The organism is Streptomyces yangpuensis, assembly GCF_001005295.1.
GTDB classification, from domain to species: Bacteria; Actinomycetota; Actinomycetes; order Streptomycetales; family Streptomycetaceae; genus Streptomyces; species Streptomyces yangpuensis.
Genome location: NZ_LBMK01000001.1, coordinates 248,162 through 274,016, shown reverse-complemented (window position 1 = coordinate 274,016; position 25,855 = coordinate 248,162). Strand labels below are relative to the sequence as shown.

21 protein-coding genes and 1 pseudogene are annotated in these 25,855 nt (G+C 72.8%); 14 read left to right on the top strand and 8 right to left on the bottom strand.

Annotated elements, in window-relative coordinates; genetic code table 11:
• Nucleotides 1-127 precede the first annotated feature (127 nt).
• The gene (locus AAT21_RS01225) at nucleotides 128-610 is read left to right on the top strand and encodes a hypothetical protein (RefSeq protein ID WP_046774855.1); all 483 of its coding nucleotides are present in this window, start codon (nucleotides 128-130) and stop codon (nucleotides 608-610) included.
• 217 nt (nucleotides 611-827) lie between these two features.
• Complete coding sequence (locus AAT21_RS01220; RefSeq protein ID WP_046774854.1) at nucleotides 828-1,727, top strand: oxidoreductase; 900 nt, start codon at nucleotides 828-830, stop codon at nucleotides 1,725-1,727.
• 23 nt (nucleotides 1,728-1,750) lie between these two features.
• Here the strand turns inward: AAT21_RS01220 and AAT21_RS01215 are convergent, their stop codons facing one another.
• A complete protein-coding gene (locus tag AAT21_RS01215; RefSeq protein WP_046774853.1) occupies nucleotides 1,751-2,524 on the bottom strand; it encodes an alpha/beta fold hydrolase in 774 nt (257 codons plus the stop codon).
• Between the two features lie 145 nt (nucleotides 2,525-2,669).
• Between AAT21_RS01215 and AAT21_RS01210 the strand changes: the two genes are divergently transcribed.
• The 5 genes from AAT21_RS01210 to AAT21_RS01190 all read left to right on the top strand — a co-directional run bounded on the left by AAT21_RS01210 (nucleotide 2,670) and on the right by AAT21_RS01190 (nucleotide 8,417).
• Complete coding sequence (locus AAT21_RS01210; RefSeq protein WP_046774852.1) at nucleotides 2,670-3,083, top strand: GNAT family N-acetyltransferase; 414 nt, start codon at nucleotides 2,670-2,672, stop codon at nucleotides 3,081-3,083.
• A gap of 78 nt (nucleotides 3,084-3,161) precedes the next feature.
• Nucleotides 3,162-4,412: a S8 family peptidase gene (locus AAT21_RS01205; RefSeq protein ID WP_046774851.1), complete on the top strand. Its 1,251-nt coding sequence runs from the start codon at nucleotides 3,162-3,164 to the stop codon at nucleotides 4,410-4,412.
• A gap of 318 nt (nucleotides 4,413-4,730) precedes the next feature.
• Entirely contained in the window at nucleotides 4,731-6,026 is a 1,296-nt protein-coding gene (locus AAT21_RS01200; protein ID WP_235438640.1) for a hypothetical protein, read from the top strand.
• A 109-nt stretch (nucleotides 6,027-6,135) separates the two neighbouring features.
• A complete protein-coding gene (locus tag AAT21_RS01195; protein WP_052757608.1) occupies nucleotides 6,136-7,188 on the top strand; it encodes a WxL protein peptidoglycan domain-containing protein in 1,053 nt (350 codons plus the stop codon).
• 59 nt (nucleotides 7,189-7,247) lie between these two features.
• A complete protein-coding gene (locus AAT21_RS01190; RefSeq protein WP_046774850.1) occupies nucleotides 7,248-8,417 on the top strand; it encodes a hypothetical protein in 1,170 nt (389 codons plus the stop codon).
• Between the two features lie 92 nt (nucleotides 8,418-8,509).
• Here the strand turns inward: AAT21_RS01190 and AAT21_RS01185 are convergent, their stop codons facing one another.
• From AAT21_RS01185 to iolC, 4 genes are read right to left on the bottom strand one after another with little or no spacing between them, the layout of a single operon-like run.
• On the bottom strand, nucleotides 8,510-10,009 hold the full coding sequence (locus AAT21_RS01185; protein WP_046774849.1) for a CoA-acylating methylmalonate-semialdehyde dehydrogenase: 1,500 nt from the start codon (nucleotides 10,007-10,009) through the stop codon (nucleotides 8,510-8,512).
• Between the two features lie 13 nt (nucleotides 10,010-10,022).
• Entirely contained in the window at nucleotides 10,023-11,906 is a 1,884-nt protein-coding gene (iolD, locus tag AAT21_RS01180) for a 3D-(3,5/4)-trihydroxycyclohexane-1,2-dione acylhydrolase (decyclizing) (RefSeq protein ID WP_046774848.1), read from the bottom strand.
• Complete coding sequence (iolB, locus tag AAT21_RS01175) at nucleotides 11,903-12,856, bottom strand: 5-deoxy-glucuronate isomerase (RefSeq protein ID WP_046774847.1); 954 nt, start codon at nucleotides 12,854-12,856, stop codon at nucleotides 11,903-11,905. Before iolB ends, iolD begins: the two co-directional genes overlap by 4 nt.
• Nucleotides 12,840-13,820, bottom strand: a complete 981-nt coding sequence (gene iolC, locus AAT21_RS01170) for a 5-dehydro-2-deoxygluconokinase (protein ID WP_268768160.1) — start codon at nucleotides 13,818-13,820, stop codon at nucleotides 12,840-12,842. The genes iolB and iolC overlap by 17 nt, the downstream gene beginning before the upstream one ends.
• Nucleotides 13,821-13,846: 26 nt before the next feature.
• On the opposite strand from iolC, the gene AAT21_RS01165 reads away from it, so the two are divergent.
• The 5 genes from AAT21_RS01165 (at nucleotide 13,847) to AAT21_RS01145 (ending at nucleotide 19,000) form a co-directional block, all read left to right on the top strand.
• Nucleotides 13,847-14,761, top strand: coding sequence for a sugar phosphate isomerase/epimerase family protein (locus AAT21_RS01165; RefSeq protein WP_046774846.1), 915 nt, complete (start codon nucleotides 13,847-13,849; stop codon nucleotides 14,759-14,761).
• 20 nt (nucleotides 14,762-14,781) lie between these two features.
• On the top strand, nucleotides 14,782-15,795 hold the full coding sequence (locus AAT21_RS01160; RefSeq protein ID WP_046774845.1) for a Gfo/Idh/MocA family protein: 1,014 nt from the start codon (nucleotides 14,782-14,784) through the stop codon (nucleotides 15,793-15,795).
• Nucleotides 15,796-16,060: 265 nt separating this feature from the next.
• On the top strand, nucleotides 16,061-16,261 hold the full coding sequence (locus AAT21_RS01155; protein WP_046774844.1) for a helix-turn-helix transcriptional regulator: 201 nt from the start codon (nucleotides 16,061-16,063) through the stop codon (nucleotides 16,259-16,261).
• Nucleotides 16,262-16,401: 140 nt separating this feature from the next.
• Nucleotides 16,402-16,635 carry a heavy-metal-associated domain-containing protein gene (locus AAT21_RS01150; protein ID WP_030958338.1) on the top strand — a complete coding sequence of 78 codons (234 nt, stop codon included), beginning with the start codon at nucleotides 16,402-16,404 and terminating at the stop codon, nucleotides 16,633-16,635.
• Nucleotides 16,636-16,750: 115 nt separating this feature from the next.
• Nucleotides 16,751-19,000, top strand: coding sequence for a heavy metal translocating P-type ATPase (locus AAT21_RS01145; protein ID WP_046774843.1), 2,250 nt, complete (start codon nucleotides 16,751-16,753; stop codon nucleotides 18,998-19,000).
• A gap of 381 nt (nucleotides 19,001-19,381) precedes the next feature.
• Here the strand turns inward: AAT21_RS01145 and AAT21_RS01140 are convergent, their stop codons facing one another.
• Nucleotides 19,382-20,671, bottom strand: a complete 1,290-nt coding sequence (locus tag AAT21_RS01140) for a citrate synthase (RefSeq protein ID WP_046774842.1) — start codon at nucleotides 20,669-20,671, stop codon at nucleotides 19,382-19,384.
• 182 nt (nucleotides 20,672-20,853) lie between these two features.
• Nucleotides 20,854-23,109 (bottom strand): SF1B family DNA helicase RecD2, encoded by a 2,256-nt coding sequence (recD2, locus tag AAT21_RS01135; protein ID WP_046774841.1) that lies wholly within the window; start codon nucleotides 23,107-23,109, stop codon nucleotides 20,854-20,856.
• Nucleotides 23,110-23,492: 383 nt separating this feature from the next.
• Here recD2 and AAT21_RS01130 point away from each other — a divergent pair.
• Nucleotides 23,493-23,990 (top strand): annotated as a pseudogene (locus tag AAT21_RS01130) (GNAT family N-acetyltransferase); the annotation flags it as partial.
• On the opposite strand, the gene AAT21_RS01125 reads toward AAT21_RS01130, so the two are convergent.
• Nucleotides 23,941-24,852, bottom strand: a complete 912-nt coding sequence (locus AAT21_RS01125; RefSeq protein WP_046774839.1) for an EamA family transporter — start codon at nucleotides 24,850-24,852, stop codon at nucleotides 23,941-23,943. The pseudogene AAT21_RS01130 and the gene AAT21_RS01125 overlap by 50 nt on opposite strands.
• Nucleotides 24,853-24,940: 88 nt before the next feature.
• On the opposite strand from AAT21_RS01125, the gene AAT21_RS01120 reads away from it, so the two are divergent.
• The gene (locus tag AAT21_RS01120; protein ID WP_046774838.1) at nucleotides 24,941-25,840 is read left to right on the top strand and encodes a LysR family transcriptional regulator; all 900 of its coding nucleotides are present in this window, start codon (nucleotides 24,941-24,943) and stop codon (nucleotides 25,838-25,840) included.
• Nucleotides 25,841-25,855: the final 15 nt, after the last annotated feature.

Sequence of the window (25,855 nt, the reverse complement as noted above, 5' to 3'; positions counted from 1 at the left end):
ACTGCGTGTGACGCGGTCGTCACCGGCAACCCTCCCATGTATGACGCCGTGTGAGACCTTCGGCCGGGCCACGGTTCGTTCTGACGAGGGACGCGCGAACGGCATCTCCTCGCCGAGACTGGAAGGCATGAAACGCCGCCCGCTCGTCATCGCCGCCGCCACCGTGGGAGTGCTCGCCACCGCCGCCTTCGCCCTGCCCAACCTGCCGCCGAACCCCGTGACGGACACCATCGACCACAAGGTGCACAAGGAGAAGGGCAAGCGTTTCGCGACCGCCGCCGACGCCCCGACGCGCGCGAAAGCACCCTTCGCCCTGCCGTCCTGGATACCCAAGGACGCCACCGACGTCCGTATACGCGTGCGCACCACCGGGGAGGCCCGGCTCATACGGTTCGACCTGGGCAAAACCCCGCTGGACGGCCCGCAGTGCACGGCGGGCACGCCGAAGCAGCAGGGCGCCCCGGAGCTGCACGCCAGGTGGTGGCCGAACGAGCTGCGGGCCGAAGTCCGCTCCGAGTGCCGGGACTTCCGCCAGTACCAGGTCGTCGTGCGCGGCAAGCGTGTCTACGCCTGGACCGACGGCACCCCTTCCCCGCACGCCCAGGGCTAGCGGGCTGCGGGCCGCGCGGCCGGTTCACCCGCGAGCCCTTGCACAAGGTCCAACGGGTTTTCACCGGAGCCGAGTTCCCGTCCCGGGTGTGATCTTTCGCTACCCCGGTACGCCTTCTCACCACGTCGGTCCCCGTCCCATACTCCCGGAGCGCGGCGGCGGCCCCGACCGGTCGCGGCTGCCGGTACGACGACCACGGGCACGGAAGCGGGACACCATGGGATCAGTGACGCTCACGGCGGCGACGGCGGGCACCTGGAGGCTCGGAGACCTGGAGGTGAACCGCCTCGGGTTCGGCACGATGAGGCTGACCGGCAACGGGATGAGCGGCAACTCCGACGGCGCTCCGATCGACCGGGGGGTGGCCGTCGGGATCCTGCGGAGCGCGGTCGACCACGGGGTGAACCACATCGACACCGCCTCGTTCTACTTCTCGCCGCTGCGCTCCGCCAACGAGCTCGTCAACCGGGCCCTGGCGCCGTACCCCGACGACCTGGTCATCGTCACGAAGGTCGGACCGGGCCGGGATCCCTCGGGTGCATGGCTGGGGATGGCCGAGCCCGGGCAGCTGCGCGGACAGGTCGAGGAGAATCTGCGTCAGCTCGGCCGGGACCACCTCGATGTCGTCAACCTGCGCCTGAACGGGGTCGTGTCGCTCGCGGAGCACTTCGGTGCGCTGGCCGAACTCCGGCAGGCCGGGCTCATCCGCCATCTGGGCCTGTCGTGCGTCACTCCCGAGCAGCTCGCCGAGGCGCAGGACATCGCGCCCGTGGTCTGCGTGCAGAATCCGTACGGCCTGGGACAGCGGCGCGCCGACGCCACCGGCCTGATGGACAGCTGCCGCCGGCAGGGCATCGCCTTCGTGCCGTTCTTCGCGATCTCGGGGCACCGGCGCGAGGCACCCGCGGACGACGCCCACGACGAAGCGCTGCGCGCGGTCGCCCGCGCGCACGGGGTGACACCCGCGCAGATCCGGCTGGCCTGGACGCTGCACCGCGGGCCGAACGTCCTGGCCATCCCCGGTACGTCGAACCCCGGTCACCTGGCGCAGAACATCGCCGCCGGCGCGCTGCGGCTGTCGCCCGGGGACATGGAACTACTGGAAGCCGTGCCCTAGAGGCGACGCCTGAAGGGCGATGCCTAGTGGCCCGCGACCAGGGCCGTGGCGGCGGCCCGGGCGAAGGCTTCCGGGTTGTCCAGCATGATGTTGTGCCCGCAGTCGGGGACGGAAACCACGGCGACGCCCGCGGCCCGGAGGGCGTCGGCGCCCGGGAGCGGGGCGTCCGCCTCGGGCAGCAGGAAGGTGCGCGGGATCCTCAGCTCCAGCAGCAGCTCGCGCATGGTGGGGGTGGTGCCCGCCGCGAGGTGGACGGCGCTGCGGTACAGGGCGGTACGGCCCGCCAGCCGCATCGTGGACCACCAGTGCGCGCCGGCCCTGTCGCGCACCTCGGCCCATCCGCCGGCGAGGAACTCCTCCTCGGTGTAGGAGGCGATCCCGCTGCTCCCGGGGGCGACGGGGCGGGGCCGCACGGGATCGAGGTTGGCGTCGACGAGCACCAGCCGGGACACCAGGCGGGGGTGGCGGTCGGCCAGCACGATGGCCACGGCTCCGCCCATGCTGTGGGCGATCAGCTCGGCGCCCTCCGCACCGGCCTCGGTGAGGGCGGCCGCCAGCGCGTCGGCGTGCTCTTCGAGGGTGTAGCCGAAGCCCTCGGGCCGGTCGCTGTGCCCGTGGCCCAGCAGGTCGACCAGCAGGGAACGCCGGCCCGCCAGCAGCGGGTGCGTGGCGCTCGCCGCGAAGTAGGCGGGCGAGGTGGCCCCCAGGCCGTGCACGTACACGCGGGCGGGGCCCTCGCCCGGCAGCTCCACCCAGCGGATCCGGTCGCCCCCCGGCGTGACCACGGCATTCCTCACGGCTCTCCCCCTCGGCCTCAAGTCCTCGACGAACCGGACAGGTTAGTCGGCATCGCGTCCGCCTGGCCGGGAGTTTCCGGGCCGCCCGCCACGCCGTGCCCGGCTACGCCCCGCGACCGGCTCCGCGCGCATTATCGTGACCGCCATGGACATCCGCCGGGCCTTCACACCCGCCGAGCTCTCGGCCGCCGAATCCCTCTTCGACGGGCCCGCCCGCCAGGAATGGTCCGAGCGCTTCCTCACCACCCCCGGGCACCTGATGCTCATCGCCTACGTCGACGGCGTGCCCGCCGGAATGGTCTCCGGCATCGAGATGGTCCACCCCGACAAGGGCACCGAGATGTGCCTGTACGAGCTCTCCGTGGACGAGGGCTACCGGCGCCGCGGCATCGGCCGCGCCCTGACCCTGGCCCTCGCGGAAGAGGCGAAGGGACGCGGCTGCTACGGCATGTGGGTGGGCGTCGACACCGACAACGAGGCGGCGCTGGCCACCTACGATGCCGCAGGCGCCCGCGACGAGGGCGTGTTCGCGATGCGCGGCTGGCCCCTCGCGCCGTAGCCCGGGCGGCGGCGTGTCGTGCGCCCACTCGGCGCACCCTCCGCGCGCCCGCACCGCCCCTCGCAGAGCATCGGCCGCATGACCGCAACCGCATTCGCCACGCTCATCCCTGCGGCCGCCCTGCTCGCGGCCGCCGTCACGGGCCCACCGCAGGCTCCCGGCCACGGCAACGGCAACGGCTCCGGGTCCACCGCCCCTTATGTCGTCGTCCTCAAGGACACCACCTCCCGCGCCCCGACCCGCGCCCTGGCCGCCGAGGCCGCGGTCGCCGGGGACGAGGTCGGGCACGTCTACGAGGCCGCCCTGAACGGCTTCGCCGTCCGCACCACGGCCGCACGGGCCGCCGCCCTGGCCGCCGACCCCCGGGTGGCCTCCGTGGAACCGGACACCGTCTTCCACATCACCGGCACCGCCCACACCCCCGGCACCACCGACACCGCCCACATCACCGGCACCGCCGACACGCCCCAGGCCGCGCCGCAGGCGCCCGCCCCCTGGTCCCTGGACCGGATCGACCAGCGCGAACTCCCGCTCGACGGCTCGTACACGTACGCCACCAAGGCCGAGGGCGTCACCGTCTACGTCCTCGACACCGGGATCAACACCCGTCACCAGGAGTTCGGCGGCCGCGCCCGCGCCGGGCACAACGCGGTGTTCATGGAGAGCTCCCGCGACTGCAACGGACACGGCACGCACGTCGCGGGGACGGTGGGCGGGCAGACCTACGGGGTCGCCAAGGGCGTCTCCCTCGTCTCGGTGAAGGTGGCCGACTGCCGCGGCGACGGGAGGCTGTCGGCCATGATCAAGGGGATCGACTGGGTGGTGAAGGACGCCACCCGCGCCCCGGGAACCCCGGCCGTGGCCAACATGAGCATGGGCGGCAGCCGCAGCCGCGCCCTCGACGCCGCCGTCCTGCGGACCGTGTCCTCGGGTGTCACCTTCGTCGCGGCAGCCGGAAACGGGGGCAAGGACGCCTGCGGCGGCTCCCCCGCCTCCGTCCCGCAGGCCCTCACCGTCGGCGCGACCGACGCCGCGGACCGCCGGGCGCCGTTCTCCGGTCACGGCGCCTGCGTCGACCTGTTCGCGCCGGGCGTGGCCGTCACCTCCGCCTGGAAGGACTCGGCGACCGCCACGGCCCGCTCCTCCGGCACCTCGATGGCCGCCCCGCACGTGGCGGGGGCCGCCGCGCTGCTCCTGGCCGGCGGTGCGGGGCGCACCCCGGCGCAGGTGTCCGAGGCGCTGGTGCGCGGCGCCGTACCCGACCGGATCACCGGTCTGCCGGCCGGCACCCCGAACCTGCTGCTGCACGTCCCCGCCACCACCCGCTGACCACCGGCTGCCGGCCGCCCACCGCTCGCCGGCCCGCCGCCCGCCGCCCACGAGCCCGAACAGGGCAGAACAAGGCCGAAACATGGCCTTGACCGACGGCCGGACCGGCCGCCGGGTCCCGCGCACCCCGACCGGTCGGTACCCGGTGGACCATCAGCCCCTCCCTGATGGCCCATCAATTTCTGTGTGCTTCGGGCGAAAGCAAGTCATTGACTTCTCATCACCATGACGCGTCAATATCGGCCACCGCACCGGCTCGGCCTCCCCCACACAGCGGGTGGGGGGGAGGGTTCGTCATGACGAAGGAGTCGCGACCCAGTGAGAACGAGAACGCATCTTCGAAAGGTGCTGGCAGGGGCGGGGGCCCTGTCGCTGGCCCTGACCGGCGCGGTGGCGGGCCTGGCGGGCTCCGCGCAGGCCGCGACCAAGACCACGGCCGTCTTCGAGAACTGCGACGCCCCGGCGCCGCAGCCGGACGGTTCGGGCAACCAGAACTGGACGGTCACGCTGCCCGACGGCGCCAAGGCCGGCGACGTCGTCCCGATCACGATCGACCCGGGTGCGAGCCCGCTGATCCCCTCGTTCTCCGTCACCACGGTGAACACGTCCAAGATCACCCTCAAGGTCGGCGCGACCACCCAGGTGGTCACCAGCCCGCCGGAGACCGTGTCCGTCGTCGCGGGGCAGCCGCTCGATCCCAAGGCGTTCTCCGGAACCGTCAGGATCCCGGACGGCACCGAGGGCACGACCGTCCAGGTCGCCCTCGATCTGGCGGTGACCGACGCCGACCTCTCCGGTTCGGTCTTCACCACCACCTGCACCCCGGCGCCCCGCCCGAGCGCCTCGCTCGGATCGGTCGCGGTCGAGGCGCTGCCCAAGGACCCGGTCACCACGAGGCTGACGCCCAACAGCGGCCCGGCGGGCACCGCCGTGGTCGTGAACGGCGCCAACTTCCCGGCCGGTCCCGTCACCTGTTCCGCCCTGCTCGCGGGCGCGGCGACCGGTGACACCGGTACCGGCACGGCGGACGCGTCCGGCGCCGCCACCTGCAGCATCACGGTCAGCAAGAAGGCCGACGCGATCCGGATCGACGGCTCGATCACCCCGTACAAGGCTTTCGTGTTCATGGAGGACCAGCCGGGCGTGAAGAACCCGGTCGACGTCGAGGTCCTCCCCGGGCCGCTGGCCCTGGGACCGAAGGACGGCCAGCCGGCCGTCAGCTTCGGCGCGGTCACCATCAACGGCAAGGCCCAGTCGGTGGTCGGCGTCTTCAACGCCGCGACCGTCCAGGACTTCCGCGGCGGCTCGCTCGGCTGGGACGTGACGGCGACGCGTACGCCGTTCCTGAACCAGACCACCGGCCACTCGATGCCGAAGGCGCAGATCGGCATCCAGCCGTCCTGCACGGTGACCAACCCGGACAGCCCGAGCACCTGCACCGCGGGCACACCCGGCGCGATCTCCGACGTCCCGATGAAGGTGGCCTCCCAGGCCGCCGGGGGTGACGAGCTGACCGGTGGCGAGTTCGCCGTCGGCGGCGCCGGAATGATCCAGCTCCCGCCGTTCATGTTCGCCGACACCTACCAGACGGTCGTGACCTTCTCGATCGCCTGATCCGCATCCGCATCCGCACCCGCACCCGCACGGCACGCTCCACCAGGGTGGTGCGGCGCTCCGGCGCCGCACCACCCCTTCCCCTTGCCCCGCCGACTGGAGACCGCCCATGCGCATCCGCAGCAGCCCGCCCGGCCGCATCCGCACCGCCCTGTACGGTCTGCTCCTCGGCCTGCTGCTCATGGGCGCGGGCCTGCTCCCGGCCGGCCCGGCGAGGGCCGCGGACAACGGCACGTGGGGGGTGTTCCCGACGCCCGCGGCCGGTGCGGCCATGACCGATCGCGCGTACTTCTTCCACCAGGGCGCGGCCGGGAGCACGCTCTCCGACAGCGTGACGGTCCTGAACTCCTCGGACCGGGAGCTGACCTTCCAGGTCTTCGCCACCGACGCCGTGAACACCCCGGCCGGCGGCGCGTTCGCCCTGCTCCCGGTGGAGACGAAGCCGAAGGACGTCGGCGCGTGGATCACCCTGGCGCCGCAGACCGCGAGCACCGTCACCGTGCCCGCCAAGGGCCGCAAGGACATCCCCTTCACCGTGACGGTTCCGCCGGATGCGACGCCCGGTGACCACGTGGGCGGGATCGTGGCCCTGGGCACCGCGGTGGAGGGCGTGCAGCAGGACGGCAAGGTGCAGGTCGGGGTGAAGCGTTCGGTGGGCGCCCGGCTGTACTTCCGGGTGCCGGGGCCCGTCACGCCGGGGCTGAGCGTGGAGGACGTGCGGGTCAGCCGGTCCGCGCCGCTGCTGCCCTGGGTCAGGGAAGCCCGCGCCACCGTCTCGTACACGCTGGTCAACCGGGGCAACGTGGTGGTCGAGCCGAAGGTGGCGGTCTCCGCGCAGGGACTGTTCGGGCGCCGGGTGCTGGACCGGCCGGAGCGTGAGCTGAAGCTGGCGCTGCTGCCGGGCCAGCGGATCGAGCTGACCGAGCCGTGGCCGGACGCGCCCCAGTCGGACCGGGTCACCGTCAGGATCACGGCGGGCGCCGCGGCCCATCCCGATCTCGTCTCCCGGTCCGGGACCGACTTCCTCGCCGTGCCCTGGCCCGCCGTGGGTCTGCTGCTGGTGCTGACGGGCACGGGCGTCACCCTGTGGGTGCTGCGGCGGCGCCGTCGCGCCGAGAGCGAACAGGAGGAACCCCTCATGGACTTGGCTGGAACGCGCTGACCGGCAAAGGTGTCCCCGGTGGCGGTATTCGGCCATCACCGGCTCAAGGGGGGACACCTGTGAGGGAACGACAGCACGGCGACGCAGCCGGGGGCATCGGACTGCTGACCCGCATCGAGCGCGCCCTGGGCACCGGCACCGCCGCCTACCTGCCCGGCGACGGCTGGATCCGCCTCACGCTCCCGCTCGACGACGGCGGTCCGGCCCCCGTGACCGTGGACGTGATCGCGGACGCGGCGCGGGCGCCGGAGGGGATCGCGTACCTGCTGCCCGGCGGCGGGCTGAACTTCGCGGCGGAGTTCCTCACTCCGGGCGGCCGGGGCGGCCACTGCCTCGCCCACGCGCTGCGCCGCCGGGGCCTGCTCGTCGTCGGGGTCACCCCGCGCGAGGACGCCGCCACGGCGGCCGCGATCACCGCCGAGTGGGGGCTGGAGACCCACCGTCGGGACCTGGCCGGGGTCGTGGGCGCGCTGGACTCCGTACTGGGGCTGCCGTACCAGTACGTCGGGCACTCGGCCGGGGCCGCCCTCGGGCTGGACGCGGCCTCGCACGACACCTCGCCGCGGCTGCGCCGGGTCGTGGCCCTGGACACGACCGGTCCGTACACGGGCGACCTCGCGGTGCGGGCGGCCGACACCCGGGACGCGTACGCCACCCGGCTCGCGCAGGGCTTCCCCGTCGTCGATCCGGGGCTCGCGGCCGTGATCGCCAAGGCGGTGGCCGATCCGGACGGCGTCTCACCGGCGCCGTGGCCGCCGGACCGGGCGCTGCGCTTCACCCACGCCGGGCTCGCCCACTTCGCGCTGGTCCGCACGGCCGCCCTCCCGGGACCGGCCAACTGGATCTACGCACAGGGGCACAGCGCCGGAAGCTACGGCTTCGGGGCGACCCCCGCCGAGGACCGCTTCGCTCTGACCCTGACCCCGCTGGCCACCTGGCACGCGGCGGCCGCGGCCCTCGGCAGCGGCCTCCTGCCGACGGCCCTGATGCGGGACCTCGCCGCGGTCTGGGCGGGTGACGACGACACGTACCGGATCGCCTGGGACCGCATCACCGCCGAGGTGGTGTGGGTCAACACCGAGCTGGGCCGCGGCGACCACCCGCGCGGTGCGGAGCTGATCCGCGCGGGCGGCAACGAGCGCGTCTCCTTCACCGTGGTCCCGGGCTACGGCCACGGCGACATCGTGTGGGCCGGGACGGCCGCGTCTGACGTCTGGTCGCGCTTGTGACCCTTCCGGGAAAACGGAACCCGCCCCCCGCGGTGAGGTGCGGGGGGCGGGCCGGTCCTACGAGGCCTGCTGGGCGACCGGGCGGCCGCCGGTCAGTGGTTGCGGGGGAAGCCCAGGTCCACACCGGCGGGGGCGTCCGACGGGTCCGGCCAGCGGGTCGTGACGACCTTGCCGCGGGTGTAGAAGTGGATGCCGTCGTTGCCGTAGATGTGGTGGTCGCCGAAGAGGGAGTCCTTCCAGCCGCCGAAGGAGTGGTAACCCACCGGCACCGGGATCGGGACGTTGACGCCGACCATGCCCGCCTGGATCTCCAGCTGGAAGCGGCGGGCGGCGCCGCCGTCCCGGGTGAAGATCGCGGTGCCGTTGCCGAACGGCGAGGCGTTGATGAGGGCCACGCCCTCCTCGTAGGTCTCGGTGCGCAGGACGCACAGCACCGGGCCGAAGATCTCGTCGCGGTAGGCATCGGAGTCGGTCCGTACGTTGTCGAGCAGCGACAGGCCGATCCAGTGGCCGTTCTCGTTGCCCTCGACGGTGTAGCCGGTACCGTCCAGGACCACGTCGGCGCCCTGGGCGGCCGCGCCCTTGACGTACGAGGCGACCTTGTCGCGGTGGGCTGCCGTGATCAGCGGGCCCATCTCGGAGGTCGGATCGTCGCCGGGGCCGATCTTGATCTTCTCGGCGCGCTCGCGGATCTTGTCGACCAGCTCGTCGCCGATGGAGCCGACGGCGACGACGGCGGAGATCGCCATGCAGCGCTCGCCGGCCGAGCCGTAGGCGGCGGAGACCGCGGCGTCGGCGGCCGCGTCCAGGTCGGCGTCGGGCAGCACCAGCATGTGGTTCTTGGCGCCACCGAGCGCCTGCACGCGCTTGCCGTTGGCGGAGGCGGTGGTGTGGATGTGGCGGGCGATCGGGGTGGAGCCGACGAAGGAGACGGCCGCGATGTCGGGGTGGGCGAGCAGCGCGTCGACGGCCACCTTGTCGCCGTGGACCACGTTCAGCACGCCCGCCGGCAGGCCGGCCTCGGCCATCAGCTCGGCCAGCTTGTTGGACGCCGACGGGTCCTTCTCGCTCGGCTTGAGGACGAAGGTGTTGCCGCAGGCGATGGCCAGCGGGAACATCCACATCGGGACCATCGCCGGGAAGTTGAAGGGCGTGATGCCCGCGACGACGCCCAGCGGCTGGCGGATCGCGGACACGTCGACCCGGTTGGACACCGACGTCGACAGCTCGCCCTTGAGCTGCGTGGTGATCCCGCAGGCCAGCTCGACGATCTCCAGGCCGCGCGCGACCTCGCCCAGCGCGTCGGAGTGGACCTTGCCGTGCTCGGCGGTGATCAGCTCGGCGACCGCGTCGCGGTTGGCGTCGAGCAGCGCCCGGTAGGCGAAGAGCACCTTGGTGCGGGCGGCCAGCGAGGACTGGCCCCAGGACAGGAAGGCCTCCTTGGCGACCTGTACCGCGGCGTCGACCTCCTCGGCCGACGCGAGCGCGACCTGCGTGGTGACCTCGCCGGTGGCCGGGTCGGTGACCGGGCCGTAGTTGCCCGACGCGCCCTCGACGGTCTTGCCACCGATCCAGTGGTTGACGGTCTTCATGCCTATTGCTCCTTCACAGATGGCGACGTCGCTGCGCGGCTTGCCGGTCGTACTCTTCACGGGCCTGGGCCGCCGCCTTACGGGTCGCGGTCTCGGCCACAGGAACATCCCACCACGCCTGTGCCGGGGGTGGGCCCGACACAGTGTCGGGCGTTCGGGTCCGTACGTAGACACATGTGGGACGCGTCGCCGAGCGGGCCTCGGCGAGGGCTTCCCGCAGGTCACGTACGGTGCGGGTGCGGATCACGGCCATGCCGAGGGAGGCCGCGTTGGCCGCGAGGTCCACCGGAAGGGGGTCCCCGGTGTACGAGCCGTCGGGCGCCCGGAAGCGGTAGGCGGTGCCGAAGCCCTCGCCGCCGACCGTGCCCGAGAGGCCGCCGATGGAGGCGTAGCCGTGGTTGTCGAGGACGACCACCCTGATCGGGACGCCCTCCTGGACGGCCGTGACGATCTCGGTCGGGTTCATCAGGTACGTCCCGTCGCCGACCAGCGCCCACACGGGCCGGCCGGGTGCGGCGAGCGCGACCCCGATGGCGGCGGGGATCTCGTAGCCCATGCAGGAGTAGCCGTACTCCACGTGGTACTGGTCCGCGGACCGGGCGCGCCACAGCTTGTGCAGGTCGCCGGGGAGGGAGCCGGCCGCGTTGACCAGGATGTCGGTGCCGTCGACGAGGGCGTCGAGGAGCCCGAGGACCTGGGCCTGGGTGGGCGGGAGCTCTTCGTCGGCCGCGGACACGGCGTGGGCGGTGTCGACGCGGGCCTCCCAGCGGGCGGCCTCCCGCCGGTACGCCGTCTCGTAGGCGGTGTCCACGCGGTGGCCGGCCAGCGCCTGGCGGAGCTCGTCGAGGGCCTCGCGGGCGTCGGCGACCAGGGGGCGGGCGGCGAGCTTGTGGGCGTCGTACGGGTCCAGGTTGAGGCCGACGAACCGGACGGCGGGATGCCGGAACAGGGTCGCCGAGGCGGTGGTGAAATCGCTGAGCCGGGTCCCGGCGGCGAGGACCAGGTCGGCCTCCCGGGCGAGGCCGGCGGCGGTGGCCGTCCCGGTGTGGCCGATCCCGCCGACGTCGGCGGGATGCCCGTAAGGGAGGACGCCCTTGCCCGCCTGGGTGACGGCCACCGGGATGCCGGTGGCCTCGGCGAGGGCGGCGAGTGAGGCCTGGGCCGCGCTGTGCCGGATGCCGCCGCCGGCGACGATCAGGGGGCGCGCTGAGCCCCGCAGTGCCTCGGCGGCCGCGGCGAGCTCGGCGCGGTCGGGCCGCGGGCGCCGTACGCGCCAGACCCGCTCGGCGAAGAACTCCCCGGGCCAGTCGTACGCCTCCGCCTGCACGTCCTGCGGCAGCGCGAGGGTGACGGCGCCGGTCTGCACCGGGTCGGTGAGGACGCGTACGGCCTGGAGGGCGGCCGGGATCAGGGCCTCGGGCCGGGTGACCCGGTCGAAGTGGCGGGAGACGGGCCGCAGCGCGTCGTTGACGGAGACGTCCCCGGCGTACGGGACCTCCAGCTGCTGCAGGACGGGGTCGGCGGGCCGGGTCGCGAAGGTGTCTCCGGGCAGCAGGAGCACCGGGATCCGGTTGATCGTGGCGAGGGCGGCGCCGGTGACGAGGTTGGTGGCGCCGGGCCCGATCGAGGTGGTGACGGCGTGGGTGGAGAGCCGGCCGCTCTGGCGGGCGTAGCCGACGGCGGCGTGCACCATGGCCTGCTCGTTGCGGCCCTGGAGGAAGGGCATGCCGTCCGGTCCGGCGCCGCCGGTCTCCAGCAGGGCCTGCCCGATGCCGGCCACGTTCCCGTGCCCGAAGATCCCCCAGGTGGCGGCGACCAGCCGGTGACGGCGGCCGTCGCGCTCGGTGTACTGGGCGGCGAGGAAGCGTACGAGCGCCTGCGCGACGGTGAGCCTCATCGGTGGTCCTCCGCTTCTGCCCGGGGGAAGGGCAGCCGGGGATCGACGTCCTGCCCCTCCCAGCTGCCGCGGATCCAGCCGTGGTCGGGGTGGTCGCGGATCAGCCACTCCCTCGGCCCGGCGCCGCCCGGTCCGGCCATCACGTTCAGGTAGTACATGTCGTGCCCGGGGGCGGCCATGGACGGCCCGTGCCAGCCGTCCGGGATCAGGACGGCGTCGCCCGTCCGCACCTCGGCCAGGATGTCGGTCTTCCCGGCCGGGGAGGGCGTGACGCGCTGGTAGCCGTAGCCGGGGGTGTCCCCGTGCGGGGCGATCTCGTAGTAGTAGATCTCCTCCAGGCGGGACTCCTCGCCGGGGTGGTGCTCGTCGTGCTTGTGCGGGGGGTAGGAGGACCAGTTGCCGCCGGGGGTGAGGACCTCGACGGCGATCAGCCGGTCGCATGCGAACCCGGCGGGACCCGCGGCGGCGAAGTTGTTGACCTGGCGCGAGCAGTGGCCCGCGCCGCGCAGCTCGACGGGAACGGCTTCGGCCGGGCCGTAGCGCGCGGGCAGCCTTGTCGCACACTGCGCACCGGCCAGGGCGAACCGGCCCCCGCCGGCGGAGGTCACCTCCACGGATGAGTCCCGGGGCACGTACGCGAAGTCGGTGGGCCCGCCGAAGACCCCCTTGCGCCCCCGCAGTGCGAAGACGTGCGGCTCCGCTGCGGGGGCGCCGCCCCCGAACCCCCGCGCCTCAAACGCCGGCGGGGCTGGATGTGGCCGACCTCGCCCGTCGTCTTGACCTGCCACGGGGTCCGGGGCGGAGCCCTGGCAGCGGACCTCGCAGCCGCCCGACAGCGGGAGCACGATCCATTCCGCGTCGCCGCAGGCGAACCCGTACGTCTCGCCCGGCTCAAGCGTCAGCACCCGCAGCCGCGTCCACTCCATCCCCCACTCAGACACCACCGGCATGCCCCAGCACCTCCTCCACCTCGTGAGAGAACGGCATCGCGCTGGAGCACGCCAGCCGCGAGGCCACGATCGCCCCCGCCGCGTTCGCGTACTGCACGACACGCCCCAACTCCCACCCCGCCAGCAGCCCGTGGCACAGCGCCCCGCCGAACGCGTCCCCCGCGCCCAGCCCGTTGACCACGTCCACCTCGACCGGTGCCGCCTCGGCGACCGTCCCGTCGCGGTGGACCGCCAGCACTCCCTCCGGGCCCCGTTTGACCACCGCCAGTTCCACCCCGGTGGCGAGCAGCGCGCGGGCCGCCGCGTACGGCTCGGACTCGCCCGTGGCGATCTCGCACTCCTCCGGGTTGCCGACGGCCACCGTCGCGTGCGCGAGCGCCCGCTCGTAGTACGGCTGCGGTTTCTCCCGCCACAGCATCGGCCGCCAGTCGAGGTCGAACACCGTCGTCCCCGACCGGTCGCGGGCCTCCAGCGCCGCCAGCGTCGCCGCCCGTGAGGGCTCCTCGCTCAGGCCCGTGCCGGTCATCCAGAACACGCGGGCCGCCCGTACCGCCTCCAGGTCCACCTCGTCCTGCGCGATCTCCAGGTCCGGGGCCTTCGGCAGCCGGTAGAAGTACAGCGGGAAACGGTCGGGCGGGAACATCTCGCAGAAGGTGACCGGGGTGGGGAGCCCGGCGACCTCGGTCACCCAGCGCTCGTCCACCCGGAAACTCCGCAGCTCGGTGCGCAGATACGCGCCGAAGGGGTCCGCCCCGGTCCGGCTGACCAGCGCCACCCGCCGGCCCAGGCGGGCCGCGGCGACGGCCACGTTGGCCGCGGAGCCGCCCAGGAACCTGCCGAAGGTCTCCGCCTCGGCCAGTGGTACGCCGGTCGCCAACGGGTAGAGATCCACCCCGATCCGGCCCATCGTGATCAGGTCGAACGGATACGGATCGCCGGTGCCGGTCACAGTCAGTCCTCCCACTCGTCCTCCACCCTAAGGTGGCCGTTATGACGTCCTCCCCGCCCGCGTTGACCCGTATCCGCATCGGTTCGGCCCCGGACTCCTGGGGTGTCTGGTTTCCCGACGACCCGCAGCAGACCCCCTGGGGGCGTTTCCTCGACGAGGTGGCCGACGCCGGGTACGAGTGGATCGAGCTCGGCCCGTACGGCTACCTGCCCACGGATCCCGTCCGGCTCGCCGAGGAGACGGCGGCGCGCGGCCTGCGGGTCTCGGCCGGAACGGTCTTCACCGGACTCCATCACGGGCCCGCCGTGTGGGAGGAGACCTGGGAGCACGTGTCGCGGATCGCGGCGCTGACGCAGGCCATGGGCGCCGCCCATCTCGTCGTCATCCCCTCCTTCTGGCGGGACGACAAGACCGGGAAGGTGCTGGAGGACCGCACCCTCACCCCGGCGCAGTGGCGCGAACTGGCCTCGCAGACCGAGCGCCTCGGCCGTGAGGTGCAGGACCGGTACGGGCTGCGGATCGTCGTCCATCCGCACGCCGACACCCACATCGACACGCCGGAGAACGTGGCCCGTTTCCTGGACGCCACCGATCCGGGCCTGGTGTCCCTCTGCCTGGACACCGGCCACTACGCGTACTGCGGCGGCGACAGCGTGCGGGCCGTCGAGACGTTCGCCGAGCGGATCGGCTACCTCCACCTGAAGCAGGTGGACCCGCGGATCCTCGCCGAAGTCGTCGCCGAGGAGCTGCCCTTCGGGCCGGCCGTGGGCCGCGGGGTGATGTGCGAACCGCCGTCGGGGGTGCCCGCGCTGGAGCCCGTACTGGCCGCGGCGCAGCGCCTGGGGGTGGATCTCTTCGCCATCGTGGAGCAGGACATGTACCCCTGCCCGCCCGACCGGCCGCTGCCGATCGCCCGCCGTACCCGTGACTACCTGCGCTCCTGCGGCGCCCGCTGACACTGAGGAGGGAACACGAGATGACCAGCACGCTCGGCATCGCCGTCATCGGCACCGGGAAGATGGGCGCGGACCATGTGCGCCGGTTCGGGCGGACCGTGGGCGGGGCCCGGGTGGTGGCCGTGGCCGACCCGGACGGGGACCGGGTCAAGGAGGTCGCGGCCGCCCTCGACGGCGCGAGTGCGCACACCGATCCGGCGGCGGCGATAGCCGCGCCCGGGGTCGGGGCGGTGCTGGTCGCGTCGCCCGGACCAGCCCACGAGGAGGCGATCCTGCAGGCCCTGGAGCGGGAGCTGCCGGTGCTGTGCGAGAAGCCGCTGACGCCGGAGCCGGCGGGCGCGCTGCGCGTCATGGAGGCCGAGCAGCGGCTGGGGCGGCGCCTGGTGCAGGTGGGGTTCATGCGGCGGCACGACGCGGAGTACGAGCGGCTGAAGGAGCTGCTGGACGCGGGCGGGATCGGCCGTCCGCTCTTCCTGCACTGCCGGCACCGCAACGCCTCCTCGCCGTCCTTCTTCACCAGCGACATGCTGATCAGCGACTCCGTGGTGCACGAGGTGGACGCGGCCCGCTGGTTGCTGGGGCATGAGATCACCGCGGTCACGGTGCTCTCGCCGCGCCCGTCGTCGGCCGCGCCCGAGGGGCTGGCCGATCCCCGGATGGTGCTGCTGGAGACCTCCGGCGGGGCCGTCGTCGACGTGGAGATCTTCGTGAACTGCGGTTTCGGCTACCAGGTGCAGTGCGAGGCGGTCGGTGAGGCCGGCAGTGCCCGGATCGGCGACGGCCACGCGATGGTGGTGCAGGCGGCGGGCCGCTGGGGCGGCGCGATCGACCAGGACTTCACGGTGCGCTTCGCCGACGCCTACGACCGGCAGCTGCGGCGCTGGGTGGCCGCGGCCGCGCGCGGCGGGGTGGCGGGGCCCGACGCCTGGGACGGCTACGCGGCGGCCGCCGTCTCGCAGGCGGGCCTCGCAGCCGCGCGCAGCGGCGTACGGACCGTGGTGGAGCTCGCGGACCGGCCGGCCCTGTACCGCTGATCGCCCCCTTACGCCGCGCTCCTGCGGCGCCTCTGGCGGCGCTCTCCTCATCCGACCCCTGTGACTCTCCGGTCACAGGGGTCGCTCTCTTGTCACGCTTGTCCGCGTTACGCGGGTCTTCCGTCACAGGGAGTGCACAGCACCTCCCCGACCCCGGTCCCGCGTCGTTCCCCGGGCACAACCCGAGTGATCGTCAGCGTCCACGCGCCGGCTCCCCGTACGGCCTCCCGGCCGGCCCCGCGCCGTGGACCAGGAGGTGTCCCAGATGAGCGACCGACAGCTGTGGTCGTACAAGGAGATCGCTGCACACATCCGGGTCCAGCCGGACACCGTGCGCTCCTACCGCAAGCACGGACTTCTCCCGCCGCCCGACCATGTGGAGGGCGGCAGGCCCTACTGGTACGTCGACACGGTCCGCGCCTGGGTGGCGCGGCGGCCCGGAAACCGGGGGCGCCGTGACGACTGACCCCCACGACGGCGGAAGAAGACCGGATGCCGATGCTCGCTTTATACCCCCCAGGGGTATAGTCTCGATTCATCGGGAGGACGGTGGAGTCACAGGCCGCCCTCCCGGTGACCGCACACGCCCCTGAAGAGGAGAACGACATGACCGCCGAGACGGACACCCAGACCACCACCGTCTACCGGGTGACCGGCATGACCTGCGGCCACTGCGAGGGCGCGGTGACCAGCGAGATCGCCGCCCTGCCGGGCGTCACCTCGGTCAAGGCCGTCGCCGCGTCCGGCGAGGTCACCGTGGTCTCCGCCGCCCCGCTCGCCGACGAGGACGTCCGCGCCGCCGTCGACGAGGCGGGCTACGAGCTGGCCGGACGGGTCTGAGCGGCACCCGCACCCCCTTCGGCAGCACCCGCGGCACTTCGCAGCACCACGCCGGGCCGTACCGGCCAGCTCATACTGGACCCGTACGGCCCGGCCATCTTCCTGGAGCCGGAACATGACCAGCACAGTGCACGACGGACCGATAACGGCGGTCGAACTCTCGATCGGCGGGATGACCTGCGCCTCCTGCGCGGCCCGCATCGAGAAGAAGCTCAACCGGATGGATGGCGTCGAGGCCACGGTGAACTACGCCACCGAGAAGGCCCACGTCTCCTACGGCGACGGCGTCCGGGTCGAGGACCTGATCGCGACCGTCGTGAAGACCGGCTACACCGCCGAGGAGCCCGCCCCGCCCGCCCCGGCACCCGACGAGGAGCAGCCCGCCGCCGCTCCCGACCCGGTGCTCTCCGCGCTGCGGCAGCGGCTGCTGGTGTCCGCCGCGCTCGCCCTGCCCGTCGTCCTGCTCGCGATGATCCCCGCCCTGCAGTTCGACAACTGGCAGTGGCTCTCGCTGACCCTGGCCGCACCCGTCGTGGTCTGGGGCGGCCTTCCCTTCCACCGCGCCGCCTGGACCAACGCCCGGCACGGCGCCGCGACCATGGACACCCTGGTCTCGGTCGGTACGCTCGCCGCCTTCGCCTGGTCGCTGTGGGCCCTGTTCTTCGGCCACGCGGGCATGCCCGGCATGCGCCACGCCTTCGACCTGACCATTTCCCGCACCGACGGCTCCTCCGCCATCTATCTGGAGGTCGCCGCCGGAGTCGTCACCTTCATCCTCCTCGGCCGCTATCTGGAGGCCCGCTCCAAGCGCAAGGCGGGCGCCGCCCTCAAGGCCCTGCTGGAGCTGGGCGCCAAGGACGTCGTCGTCCTGCGCGCGGGCAAGGAGGTGCGCATCCCGGTGGCCGCGCTCACGGCCGGGGACCGCTTCGTCGTCCGCCCCGGCGAGAAGATCGCGACCGACGGCACGGTCGTCGAGGGCAGCTCCGCCGTGGACGCCTCCATGCTGACCGGCGAATCCGTCCCGGTCGAGGTGGCCGTCGGCGACTGTGTCACCGGCGCCACCGTCAACACCTCCGGGCGCCTGCTCGTCGAGGCCTCCCGGGTCGGGGCGGACACCCAGCTCGCCCGGATGGCCAAGCTGGTGGAGGACGCGCAGAACGGCAAGGCCGAGGTGCAGCGCCTCGCCGACCGGATCTCCGGGATCTTCGTGCCCGTCGTCCTGGTCCTCGCGCTCGCCACCTGGACCGGCTGGCTGCTCGCGACCGACGACGCGACGGCCGCCTTCACCGCCGCCGTGGCCGTCCTGATCATCGCCTGCCCGTGCGCCCTGGGCCTGGCGACCCCGACCGCGCTGATGGTCGGCACCGGGCGGGGCGCGCAGCTCGGCATCCTGATCAAGGGCCCCGAGGTGCTGGAGTCCACCCGCCGCGTGGACACCGTCGTCCTGGACAAGACCGGCACGGTCACCACGGGCCGGATGACCCTCGCCGGGGTCGTCACCGCCGAGGGCGTGGACGAGGCGGAACTGCTGCGCCTGGCCGGATCCCTGGAGCACGCCTCCGAGCACCCGATCGCCCGGGCCGTCGCCACCGCCGCCGCCGAGCGGGCGGGCGCCCTGCCGGTGCCCGAGGGTTTCGAGAACCTCGCCGGTCTCGGCGTCCAGGGCGTGGTCGACGGGCACGCCGTCCTGGTGGGCCGCGAGCAGCTGCTGGCCGACTGGTCGATCACCCTGCCCGACAGGCTCGCGCGGGCGAAGGCCGCCGCCGAGGCCGAAGGGAGCACCGCCGTGCTGGTGGCCTGGGACGGCGCCGCGCGCGGGGTCCTGACCGTGGCCGACGCGGTCAAGGAGACCAGCGCCGAGGCGGTCGGCCGGCTGCGGGAGCTGGGGCTGACCCCGGTCCTGCTGACCGGCGACAACCGGGCCGTCGCCGAGACGGTGGCCCGCGAGGTGGGCATCGACGAGGTGATCGCCGAGGTGCTCCCGCAGGACAAGGTGGACGTCGTGCGCCGGCTCCAGGCGCAGGGCCGTACGGTCGCCATGGTCGGCGACGGGGTCAACGACGCGGCCGCGCTGGCCCAGGCCGACCTGGGGCTCGCCATGGGCACCGGCACCGACGCGGCCATCGAGGCCGGCGACCTGACCCTCGTACGGGGCGACCTGCGGGTGGCCGCGGACGCGATCCGGCTCTCCCGCCGGACCCTGGCCACCATCAAGGGCAACCTCTTCTGGGCCTTCGGTTACAACGTCGCGGCGCTCCCGCTGGCGGCGGCCGGTCTGCTCAACCCGATGATCGCGGGGGCCGCGATGGCCTTCTCCTCTGTCTTCGTAGTGACCAACAGCCTGCGGTTGAGGTCCTTCCGCTAGCGGATCGCCTTCGCATCGTTCCCACACTTCCTTCACGGGAGACGCAGATCACAGTGATCCCAACGTAACCATCCGGGGTCACGACAGGTCTAATGGGACGATGCCAGGAACGTCTTGGGGGACGTTCCACGGAAACCTTGGGGGTTTTCCGTGGCATCCGCCGGCCGGGACACGTGCCCGCGGGAGGCTTTGAGCGGCCCTCCCGACCCGAACGGGTCCCGGCTCAAGGACGCCCCGATCCGGGTCCCGTGGGGGGAATCCGTTTCGGGGGGAAAAGGGAAGCGCCCCGACCGTCGACCCGTGGGGGGATCGACGGCGGGGCGCTTCTCGTATGCCTGGGGCGGCGCCGCGCACAGGTACGCGGCGCCGGGCGGCCTCGGGTCAGCGGGCCTCGACGGGGACGAAGTCGCGCAGGACCTCGCCCGTGTAGATCTGGCGCGGGCGGCCGATGCGGGAACCCGGCTCCTTGATCATTTCCTGCCACTGGGCGATCCAGCCGGGGAGCCGGCCGAGCGCGAAGAGCACGGTGAACATCTCGGTCGGGAAGCCCATGGCCCGGTAGATCAGACCGGTGTAGAAGTCCACGTTCGGGTAGAGGTTGCGCGAGACGAAGTACTCGTCGGCGAGCGCGTGCTCCTCCAGCTTGAGCGCGATGTCGAGCAGCTCGTCGCTCTTGCCGAGCGCCGAGAGGACGTCGTGCGCCGCCGCCTTGATGATCTTCGCCCGGGGGTCGAAGCTCTTGTAGACGCGGTGCCCGAAGCCCATCAGGCGGACGCCGTCCTCCTTGTTCTTCACCTTGCGGATGAAGGCGTCGACGTCGCCGCCGTCGTTCTTGATGCCTTCCAGCATCTCCAGGACGGACTGGTTGGCGCCACCGTGCAGCGGACCCCACAGGGCCGAGATGCCGGCGGAGATCGAGGCGAACATGTTCGCCTGCGAGGAGCCGACCAGGCGCACGGTGGAGGTGGAGCAGTTCTGCTCGTGGTCCGCGTGCAGGATCAGCAGCTTGTCGAGCGCGGAGACCACGACCGGGTCCAGGTCGTACTCCTGGGCCGGCACCGAGAAGGTCATGCGCAGGAAGTTCTCGACGTAGCTGAGGTCGTTGCGCGGGTAGACCACCGGGTGGCCGACCGACTTCTTGTACGCGTAGGCCGCGATCGTCGGGAGCTTGGCCAGCAGGCGGATCGTCGAGAGGTTGCGCTGCTTCTCGTCGAACGGGTTGTGGCTGTCCTGGTAGAACGTGGACAGCGCGCTGACCACGGACGACAGCATGGCCATCGGGTGGGCGTCGCGGGGGAAGCCGTCGTAGAAGCGCTTGACGTCCTCGTGCAGCAGCGTGTGCTGGGTGATCTCGTTGCGGAAGGACGCGAGCTCGTCGACGGTCGGCAGCTCACCGTTGATGAGCAGGTAGGCCACCTCGATGAAGGACGAACGCTCGGCCAACTGCTCGATCGGGTAGCCGCGGTAACGCAGGATGCCCTGCTCACCGTCGAGGTAGGTGATCGCGGACTTGTAGGCGGCGGTGTTGCCGTAGCCACTGTCCAACGTCACGAGCCCGGTCTGGGCCCGCAGCTTCGAGATGTCGAAGCCCTGGTCGCCGACGGTGCTTTCGACCACCGGGTAGGTGTATTCACCGTCCGCGTACCGGAGTACTACAGAGTTGTCGCTCACGTCATCCCTCACCGACGTAGTGCCTCTTCTTCGAGGTGCCCTGACTGCCTCTACCTTCCCCCATTTGGCGCAGGAAAGTGCACTCGGGGTCGGCCTTCGGTCTGTCCGACGGCACTGAGTGCCGCCAACCTGCTCATCCTGCCCCCTCCGCACCGGTGCGGGAACCCCAAATGATCGATCATCTAGGTGATGTTTCCCACCGGTATCCGTCCGGAGAGTCTCGGCGCGACCGCCGTGTACCTTCTGCCTGCGGAAACGGTACGCACCGCCTGGCCGAGGGCCTTCCGGGACCCGACGAGCACGACCAGTTTCTTCGCCCTGGTCACGGCCGTGTAGAGCAGATTTCGCTGGAGCATCATCCAAGCGCCGGTGGTGACCGGGATCACCACAGCGGGATATTCACTCCCCTGGGAGCGGTGGATGGTGACGGCGTAGGCGTGGGCCAGCTCGTCGAGTTCACCGAATTCGTACACGATCTCCTCGTCCTCCTCCGTCCGCACCGTCAGGCGCTGTTCGTCCGCGTCCAGGCCGATGACGACGCCGACCGTGCCGTTGAAGACGCCGCTCGCCCCCTTCTCGTAGTTGTTGCGGATCTGGGTGACCTTGTCGCCCACCCGGAAGACCCGGCCGCCGAACCTCTTCTCCGGCAGGTCCGGCCGGGCCGGCGTCATCGCCTGCTGGAGCAGCCCGTTGAGGTTCCCGGCGCCCGCCGGACCGCGGTGCATGGGGGCGAGCACCTGGACGTCCCGCCGCGGGTCGAGGCCGAACCGGGCCGGGATCCTGCGGGCCGCCACGTCCACGGCCAGCACGCCCGCCGCCTCGGTGTCCTCCTCGGGGAAGAGGAAGAAGTCCGGCAGTCCGTCGGTGATCGGCGGCAGCCCGGTGTTGATCCGGTGCGCGTTGGTGACCACGCCGGACTGCTGGGCCTGCCGGAAGATCCGGGTCAGGCGCACCGCGGGCACCGGGCCGCCCTCCGCCAGCAGGTCCCGCAGCACCTCTCCGGCGCCGACCGAGGGCAGCTGGTCCACATCCCCCACGAGCAGCAGGTGGGCTCCGGGCGCCACCGCCTTGACCAGCTTGTTGGCCAGCAGCAGGTCCAGCATCGAGGCCTCGTCGACCACGACCAGGTCGGCGTCCAGCGGCCGGTCCCGGTCGTACGCGGCGTCCCCGCCCGGCTTGAGCTCCAGCAGCCGGTGCACCGTGGAGGCCTCGGCCCCGGTGAGCTCCGAGAGCCGCTTCGCCGCCCGGCCGGTCGGCGCGGCCAGCACCACCTTGGCCTTCTTGGCCCGGGCCAGCTCGACGATGGAGCGCACGGTGAAGGACTTGCCGCAGCCCGGGCCGCCCGTGAGGACGGCGACCTTGCGGGTCAGCGCCAGCCTGACCGCGTCCCGCTGCTCGGGGGCGAGCTTGGCCCCCGTACGCCCCGCGAGCCAGCCCAGCGCCCGGTCCCAGTCCACGTCCTGGAAGGCGGGCATCCGGTCGTCCTCGGCGTTCAGGAGCCGGCGCACCTGCCCGACCAGCGACAGCTCGGCCCGGTGGAAGGGCACCAGGTACACGGCGGTCAGCGGATCGGGCCCGCCCTGCGGGTCCGGCACGGGCTCCCGTACGACACCCTCCGGGTCTGCGGCGAGCTCGGCCAGGCACTCGATCACCAGCCCGGTGTCCACCTGCAGCAGTTTGACCCCGTCGGCGATGAGCTTCTCCTCGGGCAGGAAGCAGTGGCCCTGGTCGGTGGACTGGGACAGGGCGTACTGCAGTCCGGCCTTGACCCGCTCGGGGCTGTCGTGCGGGATCCCGACGGCCTGGGCGATGCGGTCGGCGGTCAGGAAGCCGATGCCCCACACGTCGGCCGCGAGCCGGTAGGGCTGGTTGTTGACGACGGAGATGGAGGCGTCGCCGTACTTCTTGTAGATGCGCACCGCGATGGAGGTGGAGACGCCGACGCCCTGGAGGAAGACCATGACCTCCTTGATGGCCTTCTGCTCCTCCCAGGCGGCCCCGATCAGCTTCGTCCGCTTGGGGCCGAGCCCCGGCACCTCGACCAGCCGCTTCGGCTCGGCCTCGATCACGTCGAGGGTGTCGGTGCCGAAGTGCTCCACGATCCGGTCGGCGATCCTCGGCCCGATGCCCTTGATCAGGCCGGAGCCGAGGTACCGCCGGATGCCCTGGATGGTCGCGGGCAGGACGGTGCGGTAGTTCTCCACGGTGAACTGCTTGCCGTACTGCGGGTGGGAGCCCCAACGGCCCTCCATGCGCAGAGATTCGCCGGGCTGGGCCCCCAGCAGCGAGCCGACCACCGTGAGCAGGTCGCCGCTGCCGCGGCCGGTGTCGACGCGGGCGACCGTGTAGCCGCTCTCCTCGTTGGCGTAGGTGATGCGTTCGAGCACGCCCTCGACCACCGCCAGTTGCACCGCCGCCCGTACCCCGTCCGTTGCCATGACCCGAAGCTACCGGGCGGCGCCGACATCCCGTCAGCCCTGTGGACAGCGCGAAGGGGGTCCCGCCTCACGGCCGGACCCCCTCACGGTTACCCCTCCCTCGCCGGACTTCCCGATCCCCCCGGATCCCTCCCCGGAAGTGCCGACGCACCATACGACCCGTGGTCCCCCCGGAGGGTTGCATCCGGAGTCGCAGATTTACGTTTCCGTTACCCAACGCCTGCCCGAGGTGCCGGCGAATCAGCAGCCGGGCCGAGCAAGCCGGTGGCCGCCGCCGTCTCGAAGAAGACCGGCATCCCCCCGGCCCGGCCCGCGCGCTATCCTCGGGCGCCATGGACACGCCCGCGGCATCCCGGACACCTGCGGACCCCGGGGCGAAGAGGGTCCGCCTGCGCGACCCGGCCCCCGGCGACCTGGGCTGGATCGTGCAGCGGCACGGCGCGCTGTACGCCGCCGAGTACGGCTGGAACACCGAGTTCGAGGGCCTGGTGGCCCGGATCGTCGCCGACTTCGCCGAGGACCACGACCCGTACCTGGAACGGGTCTGGATCGCCGAGCTGGACGGCCGCCCGGTGGGCTCGGTGATGTGCGTACGGGAGGACGGCGCACCCGGCACCGCCCGCCTGCGGCTGCTCCTGGTCGACCCCGAGGGGCGCGGCCGCGGCGTCGGCGGGCTGCTGGTCGACACGGTCGTCGCCTTCGCCCGCTCGGTCGGCTACCGCGAACTGGTGCTGTGGACCAACGACGTACTGACCGACGCCCGCGAGCTCTACCTGCGGGCCGGGTTCACCCTGGTCGCCGAGCGCCCGCACCGCTCGTACGGGGTCTCCCTCATCGGGCAGGACTGGCGCCTGCCGCTGCAGGACGGCTCTGCGCGCTGACGGCCGCGCGCGCGGGCGCCAGCGACGTCAGCGCCACCCCGCCCACCAGCAGCACCGCCGCCACCCAGCGCAGGCCCGACACCTGCTCCCCCAGCACCAGCGCCGCCGAGGACATCCCGAAGACCGGCACCAGCAGGCTGAACGGAGCCACCGACGAGGCCGGGTAGCGGCGCAGCAGATATCCCCACGCACCGAAGCCGAACACGGTCGAGATCCACGCGACGTACGCGATGACGCCCACCCCGGACCAGTCCAGGGCCCGCAGCGCGGCCAGGTCCCGCTCGGGCCCCTCCAGCAGCAGCGACAGCCCGAGCAGCGGCAGCACGGGCACGGTGCACACCCACACCATGAAGTTCAGCGCGTCGGGCGGGGCGGCCTTACGGGTCAGCACGTTGGAGACGCCCCAGCAGGCGGCGGCCGCCACGACCAGGGTGAAGCCGAGCACCGGCCCGGAGGTCCCCCCGTCCACGGCGGCGACGGCGATCCCGGCCAGCGCCACCGCCATCCCGGTCACCCGCACCCGGCCCGGCCGCTCGCGGAGCACGGCGGAGGCGAGAACGGCGGTGAAGACCGCCTGGATCTGCAGGACGAGCGAGGACAGCCCGGCGGGCATCCCCGCGTCCATGCCGGTGAAGAGCAGTCCGAACTTGGCGATGCCGAGGGCGGCGCCGACCCCGAGGACCCACTTCCAGGCGACCTTGGGCCGCCCGACGAAGAACACGGCGGGCAGGGCGGCGACGAGGAAGCGCAGGGCGGACAGCAGCAGGGGCGGGAAGTGGTCGAGGCCGATCTCGATGACCACGAAGTTGAAGCCCCACACTGCGGCGACGAGCACGGCGAGTGCGGTGTGTACGGGACGCATGGACCGAGCATCGGCCGCCCGACGATGTAGCACCAGCGCGGATGTCTTCACCCATGGATGAAGCACTGCTACCGAATAGGATGAGGACATGCTCGATCTCGCCCGGCTGCGCGCCCTGCACGCCGTATCCGTCCACGGCTCGGTCGCGGGCGCGGCGGCCGCGCTCGGCTACACCCCCTCCGCGGTCTCGCAGCAGATCGCCAAGCTGGAGCGGGAGACCCGTACCACCCTGCTGGAACGGCGCGGGCGCGGCGTCGCCCTCACCGAGGAGGCCCGCCATCTGGCGGACACCGCACAGGAGTTGCTGGCGATCGTCGAACGCGCCGAGACCACCCTGGAGGAGCGCCGCGGGCAGCCGAGCGGGCTGCTCACGGTCGCCGCGTTCGCCTCGGCCGCACGCGGCCTGCTGCCGGGGGTACTGGCCGACCTGGCCCACCGCCACCCGGCCCTGGACGTACGCCTCACCGAGGTCGACCCGCACCTGTCCGTGGACCTGGTGGCCCGGGGCGTCACCGACCTGGCCGTGGCCCACGACTGGGACATCGCCCCGCTGCCCGCGCCCGAGGGGGTGGAACAGGCCCTGATCGGGGACGACCTCTGCGACCTGGTGGTCCCCGCCGGCCACCCCTTCACCACCCGCGCCGCCGTCCGGCGCTGCGACCTCGGCGGTGAGCGCTGGGTGTGCCAGCCGCCCGGGCGGGTCTGCCACGACTGGCTGATGCGGACGCTGCGCACCGCGGGCTTCGAGCCGGACATCGCGCACGTCGCCGAGGAGAACCACACCATCGTCGCCCTCGTCGCGGCCGGACTCGGGGTGGCGGTCGTCCCCCGGCTGGGCACCGGCACCCTCCCGCCGGGAGCCGTTGCCGTACCGCTGGAACCGGGCCCCGTCCGCCGGCTGTACGCCCTCTGGCGCACCGGAGCCGCCCGCCGCCCGGCCATCACCGAAACGGTCCGCACCCTCCAGACCCACTGGCCCCCGCAGTAACCCGGCCGCCGGGCC

Excerpts from the sequence above, each read along its gene's own strand:
- AAT21_RS01225 (WP_046774855.1), top strand. The coding sequence starts at position 128 with ATGAAACGCCGCCCGCTCGTCATCGCCGCCGCCACCGTGGGAGTGCTC.
- AAT21_RS01220 (WP_046774854.1), top strand. The coding sequence starts at position 828 with ATGGGATCAGTGACGCTCACGGCGGCGACGGCGGGCACCTGGAGGCTC.
- AAT21_RS01210 (WP_046774852.1), top strand. The coding sequence starts at position 2,670 with ATGGACATCCGCCGGGCCTTCACACCCGCCGAGCTCTCGGCCGCCGAA.
- AAT21_RS01205 (WP_046774851.1), top strand. The coding sequence starts at position 3,162 with ATGACCGCAACCGCATTCGCCACGCTCATCCCTGCGGCCGCCCTGCTC.
- AAT21_RS01195 (WP_052757608.1), top strand. The coding sequence starts at position 6,136 with ATGCGCATCCGCAGCAGCCCGCCCGGCCGCATCCGCACCGCCCTGTAC.
- AAT21_RS01185 (WP_046774849.1), bottom strand. The coding sequence starts at position 10,009 with ATGAAGACCGTCAACCACTGGATCGGTGGCAAGACCGTCGAGGGCGCG.
- iolD (WP_046774848.1), bottom strand. The coding sequence starts at position 11,906 with ATGAGGCTCACCGTCGCGCAGGCGCTCGTACGCTTCCTCGCCGCCCAG.
- iolB (WP_046774847.1), bottom strand. The coding sequence starts at position 12,856 with ATGCCGGTGGTGTCTGAGTGGGGGATGGAGTGGACGCGGCTGCGGGTG.
- AAT21_RS01165 (WP_046774846.1), top strand. The coding sequence starts at position 13,847 with ATGACGTCCTCCCCGCCCGCGTTGACCCGTATCCGCATCGGTTCGGCC.
- AAT21_RS01160 (WP_046774845.1), top strand. The coding sequence starts at position 14,782 with ATGACCAGCACGCTCGGCATCGCCGTCATCGGCACCGGGAAGATGGGC.
- AAT21_RS01155 (WP_046774844.1), top strand. The coding sequence starts at position 16,061 with ATGAGCGACCGACAGCTGTGGTCGTACAAGGAGATCGCTGCACACATC.
- AAT21_RS01150 (WP_030958338.1), top strand. The coding sequence starts at position 16,402 with ATGACCGCCGAGACGGACACCCAGACCACCACCGTCTACCGGGTGACC.
- AAT21_RS01145 (WP_046774843.1), top strand. The coding sequence starts at position 16,751 with ATGACCAGCACAGTGCACGACGGACCGATAACGGCGGTCGAACTCTCG.
- recD2 (WP_046774841.1), bottom strand. The coding sequence starts at position 23,109 with ATGGCAACGGACGGGGTACGGGCGGCGGTGCAACTGGCGGTGGTCGAG.
- AAT21_RS01125 (WP_046774839.1), bottom strand. The coding sequence starts at position 24,852 with ATGCGTCCCGTACACACCGCACTCGCCGTGCTCGTCGCCGCAGTGTGG.
- AAT21_RS01120 (WP_046774838.1), top strand. The coding sequence starts at position 24,941 with ATGCTCGATCTCGCCCGGCTGCGCGCCCTGCACGCCGTATCCGTCCAC.